Source organism: Bhargavaea cecembensis (assembly GCF_000826125.2).
GTDB lineage: Bacteria > Bacillota > Bacilli > Bacillales_A > Planococcaceae > Bhargavaea > Bhargavaea cecembensis_B.
In genome coordinates, this window is sequence record NZ_LN651373.1 from 30,601 (window position 1) to 36,600 (window position 6,000).

Genomic DNA, 6,000 nt, shown 5'->3' on the forward strand with positions numbered 1-6,000 from the left:
AGCCATGCATCCGGAAAATCGGCTGCATGGCTTTTCTTATTTAAACAGTTCGGGCACGTGGGTGAGGTCGATGTTCCAGATGAGCGGGAGCAGGAACCAGACGGAGACGGTGACGAGCAAGATGCCGATCAGGTTCAGGGCGAGGCCGGCCTTCGCCATGTCCGGTATCCGGAGGTACCCCGAGCCGAATACGACGGCGTTCGGCGGAGTTGCGACCGGGAGCATGAATGCGCAGGATGCGGCGACGCCGGCTGCGACCATGAGGGCGAACGGATGGACGTCGAGCGCGATGGCAAGCGCACCCATGATCGGGTACATCATCGCGGCCGTTGCGGTGTTCGATGTGATCTCGGTCAGGAAGATGACGAGCGTCGCGACGATCAGGATGACGACAATGACCGGGACGCCTTGGAGGGCGGTCAGCTGGCCGCCGATCCATTCGGACAGGCCGGAGGAGACGAAGCCCGCCGCAATGGCGAGACCGCCGCCGAACAGGAGCAGGATCCCCCACGGCAGCTTCACGGCCGTCTCCCAGTCGAGCAGCCGGTCGCCCTTCACGTTGACCGCCGGGATGGCGAACAGGAGGATCGCGAAGAACATCGCGATGACCCCGTCGCTGATCCCCGGAAGGAAATTCTGGAGGACGAACGAACGGGAGAGCCAGGAGAGCGCGGCCAGGACGAACACGGTGAAGACGAGCTTCTCCTCGGTCGATGCGCTGCCGAGCCGTTCTTTTTCCTGGCGGATGAGATGGCGTCCGCCAGGGAGCTCCTTCACTTTTGCCGGATAGGCGAATTTCACGAGATACACCCAGATGAGCAGGATGAAGACCCAGGCGAACGGAGTGCCGAACAGCATCCACTTGCCGAAGGAGATCTCAACCCCGTACATCTTCTCCATCGCCGCGGCCAGCGCCGTGTTCGGCGGTGTGCCGATCAGCGTGGCGATGCCGCCGACAGAAGCGGAGTAGGCGATTCCGAGCATGAGCGTCTTGCCGAACCCGAAGTTCTCCTTGTCGACCGGCGCCGAGCCGTCCTTCAGGGCGTCGGCCACCTGGTAGGTGATGGCGAGTCCGATCGGGACCATCATCATGGCGGTTGCCGTGTTTGAGATCCACATCGACAGGAATCCGGTGGCGACCATGAACCCGAGGATGATCCGGTCCATATTCGTCCCGATCGCCGAGATGATGGTGAGTGCGATGCGGCGGTGCAGGTTCCACTTTTCCATCGCAAGCGCGATCATGAACCCGCCCATGAACAGGAAGATGTTCTCATCTCCGTACGAGGAGGCGGTCGCTTTGACGTCGAGGCCGCCGGCAAGCGGGAACAGGACGAGCGGCAGGAGTGACGTGACCGGGATCGGCACGGCCTCGGTGATCCACCAGGCTGCAATCCATACCGTCGACGCAAGGATCGCGCGGCCTTCTCCCGACAAGCCTTCCGGATGATAAAACAGGAGCAGCAGCAGGAAGAGAAGCGGCCCCCCGATCAGACCGATCAGCTGCGGTGTCGTATAGCTTCGTTTATTGCGCTGATCATCCGGCTCTTTGCCGGAGTAGCCGAATGCGGCCCCTGAGCCGTCTGAATTCAGCTTCACCTGATTCGGCCGGATGAAGAACATGAACATGCGCTTGGCTTCATCATGCCAGTCCCACATGCGGGACCAGACAGACTGCATCATATTGAAATCCCCCTTTGTCGAATGGTGTATATGAACAATTGTTTCAATTATACATCCTATTGCACAACAGTTGGCCGGTTTTCTAAATAGTCCGGCTGATTTGGGCCTTACTGATCAGGCGGAAACAGGAAATCCCGTGAATCGATAGTCCTGTTTCGGGACAAATCGACCGACCGGCAGTTTGAGCGCTTGCCTGCAAGGGAAACGGGAATAGAAGGAATGTGAGGCGGGGCAAGGGATGCCGGTATAAAACATCGTGCCGGAAGGGAATGCTCCCTGCAGAACCTCATATTCAAGTACATAGGGAGGAGGAAGATGAATGGCAGAAGAGAAAGATGTCTCCAGGCGCGACTTTCTGAGAACGGCGGGCGTCGCCACCGGGGCGCTTGTCGGAGGCGGTGTGGTCGGGGGTCTCATCGGCTATAACGTGAAAGGCGGCGGTGGCGGAAAGTCCGTTGATACGGACGAGCGAAGCGGCGGCCGGAAAGACGAGACGGCGGGTTCACCGAGCGGACGGATGTTCTTTACAAGCGACCATGATTTCGAAGTTCTTTCCGAAGCAACCGAACGCATCTTCCCTGAAGACGATCTCGGACCGGGCGCAATCGGGCTCGGCGTTCCGTATTTCATCGACCATCAGCTTGCAGGTGCCTACGGAAACAACGAAAAAGAGTATATGCAGGGGCCTTTCCTTGCCGGTGAGGCCACGCAGGGCTACCAGAGCCGGCTCAGAAGGAAGGAAATCTTCGTCCAGGGCATCCACAAGCTCGACGAGGAAGCCAACAAACGGTTTGAAAAATCCTTTGCGAAAGTGGATGCAGACCAGAAGGACGAAATCCTGACGGCATTCCAGAAAGACGAAGTTGAAATGGAAGGCGTGGCGGCCGGGTTCTTCTTCCGGCTGCTCAGATCTGCAACCCTCGAAGGTGCCTACTCCGATCCGATGTACGGCGGAAACCGCGGGATGGAAGGCTGGAAGATGAAAGGGTTCCCCGGCCATCAGATGTCCTACATCGACAAAGTCGACAGCAAGGACTTTGAAAAAATCTCGCCTGAATCACTCGGCGGTCAACACTGAGAAGGGGGTCTCCTGAATGGCAAAAACATTGGACAAAGTGGATGTCGTCACGGTCGGCGTCGGCTGGACCGGCGGCATCATCGCGGCCGAATGCGCGAAGGCCGGCCTGAAAGTCGTCGGCATCGAGCGGGGCCGCGAACGCGGCACGGAAGACTATCAGCGCGTGCACGACGAGTACCGGTATGCGGTGCGCTACGAATTGATGCAGGACCTTTCAAAAGAAACGATTACATTCCGCAACAAGCGCGACCAGCAGGCGCTGCCGATGCGGACGATGGGCTCATTCCTCCTCGGAGAAGGACTCGGGGGAGCGGGAACGCACTGGAACGGCCATACGTGGCGCTACTTGCCGTACGACTTCGAGATCCGGTCACTGACCGAGAAGAAGTACGGAAAAGACAAGATCCCGGCGGATTACCTCGTCAGGGACTGGGGCGTTACATATGACGAAATGGAGCCTTACTACGACAAAGTTGAATACATGATGGGCATCTCCGGCGACGGAAAGAACCCGTTCCAGGGCAAACGCTCGCGTGAATATCCGACCGGCCCGATGAAAAAGACGCCGATCCTCGAGAAATTTGAAAAAGCGACGAAGGATCTCGGCTACAGTCCGTTCATGATGCCGTCCGCCAACCTGTCGGAAGCTTACACGAACCCGGACGGCAAGACGATCAACGCCTGCCAGTACTGCGGCTTCTGCGAACGGTTCGGCTGTGAATACGGCGCGAAGACCTCGCCTGAGATCACGGTCATCCCGACCGCCAAGGAGACCGGCAATTACGAAGTCAAGTTCCATTCGAACGTCGTGGAAGTGCTGCATGAGGGCGGAAAAGCCACGGGCGTCCGCTACATCAACTGGATGTCCGGCGAGGAGTATATCCAGCCGGCCGAAGTCGTCGTGCTGACAAGCTACGTCATGAACAACGCCAAGCTGCTCATGGTGTCGGGAATCGGTGAAATGTACGATCCGGAAACCGGCAAGGGCACGCTCGGCAAAAACTACTGCTACCAGATCCTGCCGGGCGCGACCGGGTTCTTCGACGAGCAGTACAACACATTCATGGGCGCCGGCTCCCTCGGCATGACGATCGACGACTTCAACGGCGACAATTTCGACCATAGCGACCTCGACTTCATCCATGGAGGAAACCTGTCCATCACCCAAACCGGGAACCGGCCGATCGAGACGAACCCGGTTCCGCCGGACACCCCTGCGTGGGGGGCCGACTTCAAGAAGGCCTCGGTCGAAAACTTTACCCGCTCACTCAGCATCGGTGCCCAGGGATCCTCGATGCCGCACCGGGACAACTATCTGACGCTCGACGACAAATACAAGGATGCGTACGGCGTTCCGCTGCTGCAGCTGACCTACAACTTCACCGACCAGGACCGGGCGCTGCACAAGTACATCACCGAACGGGCGGTCGAAATCATGGAGAAGATGGGACCGAAGCAGACCGTCGGCCGGAACCCGATCACCGACTACGACATCGTCCCGTACCAGACCACCCACAACACGGGCGGCACCATCCTCGGCACCGACCCGTCCGACAGCGTCGTCAACAAATGGAACCAGCACTGGGATGCAGACAACCTGTTCGTCGTCGGCGCCGGCAACTTCTCCCACAACGGCGGCTATAACCCGACCGGAACCGTCGGCGCCCTCGCCTACCGCTGCGCAGAAGGCATCATCAAATACAGCAAAGAAGGCGGAATGCTGGTGTAAGAAGAAAAGCGGAGGGCGGCGTTTTGGGGCGACAGGCATAAGGCAGGACGCAGAGTGAAGCCTGCTTCACGGCGCGGCATGACTTATGACCCCGAACCCCAGCCGCCCGGTCATCCACAACGCCCGCGACACCAATCGGTTTCATCCATTAAAAGGAGGCGAGACAAATGGGAGGCATTGCAAGCATCGGAGTACCGGGGCTGATCATCATCCTCGTGATTATCCTGATCCTCTTCGGACCGCGGAAGCTTCCGGAGGTCGGATCGGCGGTCGGCAAGACACTGTCCGAGTTCAAGAAATCGGCAAAAGACATCATCGATGACGATGATGACGAAGAAAAACTTCGCAAGGAACAACTGGGCGAAGAAAAGTAATAGCCATGCCGGCGGGCCGGCCGGATTGCTGATGGCACCGGCCGGCCTTGCTGTCGGCGTTGGAGGCGAATGAAAGACAGGATGTGATTCGATGGACCCGTACGGCAATGATTATAAATCAGTCTTGAGCCCGCTCGACAAAAAGAAAGCCGAGGCGGCCAAGACCTCGGCCGAAACGGCAGGGGAGCGGGCGGGCGGAGCGGCCGGAGAGGCGGCCACCGCGGAGGTGCTGGCAGAAACTGCACAGGATCACCGTGCGGGCAGCCCGCCTCCGCCGCCGGAGGGGAAGCAGCCCGCCGGTCCGGAACCGGATCCCGGTGACGGGGGGCTCCATGAGACGTACATGACCCATCTCGATGATCTGCGGAAGGCGCTCATCAAAGTGACCGTCGTCTTCCTCGCATTTTTCATCGGTGTTTTCTCGACGATCAATCTCTGGTTCCCGTATGTTACAAAAGGACACGAACTCGTCATTCTGGGTCCGCTGGAAGTCGTCAAGTTTTACATGACCATGTCAGGGGCGATCGCGCTTGGCCTGTCGCTCCCGTTCCTCTGCCATTTCATCTGGCAGTTCATCAAGCCGGGGCTGAATGAAAAAGAAGCGAAGTTCATCGGCCTTTATTCGCCGGTGATGCTCCTTCTCTTCCTGGGAGGAGTGGCTTTCGGATACTTTGTCATCCACCCGCTCAGCTACGGCTTCCTGCTTGGACTGGGAGCGGCGAACTTCGACGTCATGGTATCGGCTCAGGAGTACATGCGCTTCCTTCTAATGACGACGATGCCGATCGGCCTGCTGTTTGAACTGCCGATCGTCGCGCTCTTCCTCGGGGCGATCGGCCTGCTCACCGCCGATTCGATGAAGAAGGTCAGAAAGTGGTCGTATGTCTCCATTGCGGTCATTTCGGCGCTCATCACGCCGCCTGATTTCATCAGCCAGCTCCTCGTCCTCATTCCGATGGCCGTCCTGTATGAGGCTAGCATCTGGCTCGTCATGAAGACAGAACGGAAGCAGGCCGCGGCTGCCGCTGAATGATGAACTCAACTTAAATAAGCAGACGGATGGGATCTTCAAGTCCCGTCCGTCTGCTTTTCTGATGGCTCTTCATATAAAAAAACCCGGAGATCTCCGGGTTTTC

5 protein-coding genes are annotated in these 6,000 nt (G+C 58.5%); 4 read left to right on the plus strand and 1 reads right to left on the minus strand.

Annotated features, from left to right (window positions below):
• Nucleotides 1-36: 36 nt before the first annotated feature.
• Nucleotides 37-1,683: an SLC13 family permease gene (locus tag BN1189_RS05950; protein WP_040226489.1), complete on the minus strand. Its 1,647-nt coding sequence runs from the start codon at nucleotides 1,681-1,683 to the stop codon at nucleotides 37-39.
• A 319-nt stretch (nucleotides 1,684-2,002) separates the two neighbouring features.
• Between BN1189_RS05950 and BN1189_RS05955 the strand changes: the two genes are divergently transcribed.
• The 4 genes from BN1189_RS05955 (at nucleotide 2,003) to tatC (ending at nucleotide 5,897) form a co-directional block, all read left to right on the plus strand.
• A complete protein-coding gene (locus tag BN1189_RS05955) occupies nucleotides 2,003-2,761 on the plus strand; it encodes a gluconate 2-dehydrogenase subunit 3 family protein (RefSeq protein ID WP_040226491.1) in 759 nt (252 codons plus the stop codon).
• A 16-nt stretch (nucleotides 2,762-2,777) separates the two neighbouring features.
• Nucleotides 2,778-4,490 (plus strand): GMC family oxidoreductase, encoded by a 1,713-nt coding sequence (locus BN1189_RS05960; protein ID WP_040226493.1) that lies wholly within the window; start codon nucleotides 2,778-2,780, stop codon nucleotides 4,488-4,490.
• Between the two features lie 167 nt (nucleotides 4,491-4,657).
• Complete coding sequence (gene tatA / locus BN1189_RS05965) at nucleotides 4,658-4,864, plus strand: twin-arginine translocase TatA/TatE family subunit (RefSeq protein ID WP_040226495.1); 207 nt, start codon at nucleotides 4,658-4,660, stop codon at nucleotides 4,862-4,864.
• 91 nt (nucleotides 4,865-4,955) lie between these two features.
• Entirely contained in the window at nucleotides 4,956-5,897 is a 942-nt protein-coding gene (gene tatC / locus BN1189_RS05970) for a twin-arginine translocase subunit TatC (protein WP_040226496.1), read from the plus strand.
• Nucleotides 5,898-6,000: the final 103 nt, after the last annotated feature.

Excerpts from the sequence above, each read along its gene's own strand:
- BN1189_RS05950 (WP_040226489.1), bottom strand. The coding sequence starts at position 1,683 with ATGATGCAGTCTGTCTGGTCCCGCATGTGGGACTGGCATGATGAAGCC.
- BN1189_RS05955 (WP_040226491.1), top strand. The coding sequence starts at position 2,003 with ATGGCAGAAGAGAAAGATGTCTCCAGGCGCGACTTTCTGAGAACGGCG.
- BN1189_RS05960 (WP_040226493.1), top strand. The coding sequence starts at position 2,778 with ATGGCAAAAACATTGGACAAAGTGGATGTCGTCACGGTCGGCGTCGGC.
- tatA (WP_040226495.1), top strand. The coding sequence starts at position 4,658 with ATGGGAGGCATTGCAAGCATCGGAGTACCGGGGCTGATCATCATCCTC.
- tatC (WP_040226496.1), top strand. The coding sequence starts at position 4,956 with ATGGACCCGTACGGCAATGATTATAAATCAGTCTTGAGCCCGCTCGAC.